This window comes from Mesorhizobium sp. M1E.F.Ca.ET.063.01.1.1 (assembly GCF_003998155.1).
Lineage (GTDB): Bacteria > Pseudomonadota > Alphaproteobacteria > Rhizobiales > Rhizobiaceae > Mesorhizobium.
In genome coordinates, this window is record NZ_RZSC01000699.1 from 1 (window position 1) to 3,054 (window position 3,054).

Sequence of the window (3,054 nt, forward strand, 5' to 3'; positions counted from 1 at the left end):
CCATAGCTGCGAGCGTCTCGTCCTTTTTCTCGCCGGCGACGAACTCCCAGATCGGCGTGTCGACCCAGCCGGGCGAGACGGCATTGACGCGGATCGGCGCAAGCTCGACGGCCAGGGCCCGCACCAGCCCTTCGAGCGCTGCGTTGACGGCCGCGACGACCGCGCCGCGCGCCGCCGGCCGGTTGGCGGCGATGCCGGAGACGAAGGTGAGCGAGCCGCCCGGCGACAGTTTTGGCGCGCCATGCTTGGCAAGCAGCAGCGGCCCGTAGACCTTGCTTTCCACCATCTTTTGCGCGGCTGAAAGCTCGATCTCGGGCAACAGCCGGTAGGCGCCTTCGATCGCGGCGGCCGTGCTGACGATATGGTCGAGCCTGCCGATGCGCGCGAACAGCGCCGCGACCTCGTCCTCGCGGCTGATGTCGACCGCCGCCGCCTCCAAAGTGGCCGGGCGGCCGAGTTGATCGCGGGCCTTGCTCAGCTTCGCTTCGCCGCGCCCGGCGATGATGACGCTGGCGCCTTCGTCGAGGCAGCGCCTGGCCAGCGCCAATCCCATGCCAGAACTGCCGCCGACGATCAGGATTTTTCGATTGTCCATGTCCATGCCTTTCCTTTGCATGGATAGTGATGTGGCAGGCGGATGCTCGACGCGGAAACGGAAGAAACCGATAGTGTCATCGGAAAGGCCGATGGCATCCTCGGATCTGCTGACAGAAACTGGCACCAACCATCGCTACAGCAGCGGCGGAATCGTTCAAACTGTCGGTCGAGACAAGCAGACGAGGTGATGATGGCCCCGATCAAGGTCGATCCGGAGAAGATCCGCGAGTTCCCCGACGCGGAGAGTTTCTATGCCTGGCTCGGCCAAAACCACGCCGGCGAAAGCGAGGTCTGGATCAAGATCCATAAGGTAGGTTCGGGTCTTCCCTCGATCACGCCAAAGGAGGCGATCGACGTTGTGCTCTGCTTCGGCTGGATCGACGCGGTGCGCAAGTCGCTCGACGAGAAGAGCTTTCTGCAGCGCTACACGCCGCGTGGCAAAAAGAGCATCTGGAGCAGGATCAACATCGACAATGTCGCGCGCCTGACCGAGCAGGGCCGCATGACGAAGCATGGCCTGCGCGAGGTCGAGGCGGCCAAGGCCGACGGGCGCTGGGACCGCGCCTATGGCGGGTCCAAGGAGATGACGATCCCGCCCGACCTGCAGGCGGCGATCGACGCTGAGCCGAAAGCGAAGGAAATGCTGGCAAAGCTCTCCGCCCAGAACCGCTTCGCGCTCGCCTTCCGCACCCACAACATGAAGACCGAGGCCGGGCGCAAGAAGAAGATCGCAAGCTTCGTCGACATGCTGAAGCGCGGCGAGACGATCCACCCGCAGAAGAAGTAGGCCGGACACTTGGTACCCGATGCGGAGCGCGACTTTCGACCGACCCGGGGCGGACTATCGGACTCGACGATGGCATCCAAGCCATTGCTGGGCTAATGTCGTCCGAACGAGGCTGAAACGGTGTCCGGCTGATAGACCTTTTATTGACTACCAGCGTTTGGCGCCACTCGTACAGGAAGATCGGTTCCGATGCCTACGTTGCTATCGCTGCCCGACGACATATCGATCAAATCGGCGCTCGGGGAATCTGTCCTTGAAGCCGCTCGCCGGGCAGATGTCCCGATCGCCTGCGCTTGTGGCGGTAAGGCCAAATGCTCAACCTGCCGGATCTGGATTCTCGACGGTGCAGACGGCTGCCCGGAGCGCACAGCGCTGGAGCGCACGCTCGTAGAGCGGCTGGGGCTTGGCAACAACGTACGCCTGGCATGCCAGCTCAGACCTGCCTCCGACATCACCTTCCGCAGGCTCGTACTCGACGAGACCGACCTGCGAATGACCAGTCAGCTGCTGCCGCACAGGTCCACCAGTGCGGGCGAGCTGAAGTCGGTCGTCATTTTCTTCAGCGACGTAGCCGGATTCACCCACTTCTCCGAAACGCTGACGCCTTACGATGTCATGTATCTGCTCAATCGCTATTTCACTCAGGTCGCCGAAGTCATCGAGCTCAACAACGGCTACATCGACAAGTTCGTCGGCGACGGGCTTATGGCGATATTTGGCGTGAACGGCCAAGACGATGCGCCGGTGCGCGCGGTCAATGCGGCCCTACAGACCCTTGCCACGGTCGATCGGCTGAAGCCGTTTTTTGCCTCGATGTACGGCATCGACTTCGATATTCGCGTCGGTTTGCATCTGGGCGAAGCGGTGATCGGTTCGGTCGGATCACCCGGAAACGAGCGCCTGACGGCTATCGGCGATGCGGTCAATGTGGCGAGCCGCGTCGAAACAGCCAACAAGGAGGCCGGAACCCGCCTCCTGATTTCGGAGACGCTCTATGAACGGGTCAAGGACGAGGTTGAAATATCCGATTTCATTCGGGTGCGTTTGCGCGGTACCTCCGACCGAATTACGCTGTACGAGATAAGGAAGCTGAAGGTTGAAGCCGAGCGCCGGTTGAACGAAAAAGGCGCGCGCGAGACTATGCAACTGGGCGGCAAGACGTGGCACCGGACGGTCGCGACGGGCGAACTGAAGGACGGCGACTACAAAGTCATCGAGTTCCAAGCGCTTTACGTCGTGATTTTGCGCAGGGGCGGGCGCGTCCATGCCTTTAACAATGCCTGCCCGCATCTGAAATTGCCGTTCTTCGAAAGCACCTCGCGGACCAACGGCCACGCACGACAGGCGAGCACTGTAGACGAGGATGGCACGCTGGTGTGTCGCTGGCATCACTCCGGATTCGATCTGGATACAGGCGAAATCGTAAAGTGGTGCGAGGCGCTCAACGAGGATGGAACTTCGGCCGGCATGGAGGTCCTCGGCGATATTTCGAAGAACCGGGCTCCGTTGCGTCTCATTCCGTGCCGCGAGGAGGATGGCTACATCTGGGTCGGTCTCGATTGAACGTGCCGACCGGATCGTCCAAAAAACTCCCGCGAGTCTGTTGTCGGTCCGACCAAGTGTCAGATTTTGACCAGCGGGAGCAATGACCAGCACAGCAAATCATTCCG

3 protein-coding genes are annotated in these 3,054 nt (G+C 61.5%); 2 read left to right on the forward strand and 1 reads right to left on the reverse strand.

What is annotated here, in order from left to right:
- A partial coding sequence (locus EOA29_RS30810) for an SDR family oxidoreductase (RefSeq protein WP_127222059.1) occupies positions 1 to 601 on the reverse strand: 601 nt, incomplete at its 3' end.
- Between the two features lie 186 nt (positions 602 to 787).
- Here EOA29_RS30810 and EOA29_RS30815 point away from each other — a divergent pair.
- Both EOA29_RS30815 and EOA29_RS30820 read left to right on the forward strand, forming a co-directional pair.
- On the forward strand, positions 788 to 1,384 hold the full coding sequence (locus EOA29_RS30815) for a YdeI/OmpD-associated family protein (protein WP_126095954.1): 597 nt from the start codon (positions 788 to 790) through the stop codon (positions 1,382 to 1,384).
- A 189-nt stretch (positions 1,385 to 1,573) separates the two neighbouring features.
- On the forward strand, positions 1,574 to 2,947 hold the full coding sequence (locus tag EOA29_RS30820; protein WP_126094536.1) for an adenylate/guanylate cyclase domain-containing protein: 1,374 nt from the start codon (positions 1,574 to 1,576) through the stop codon (positions 2,945 to 2,947).
- Positions 2,948 to 3,054: the final 107 nt, after the last annotated feature.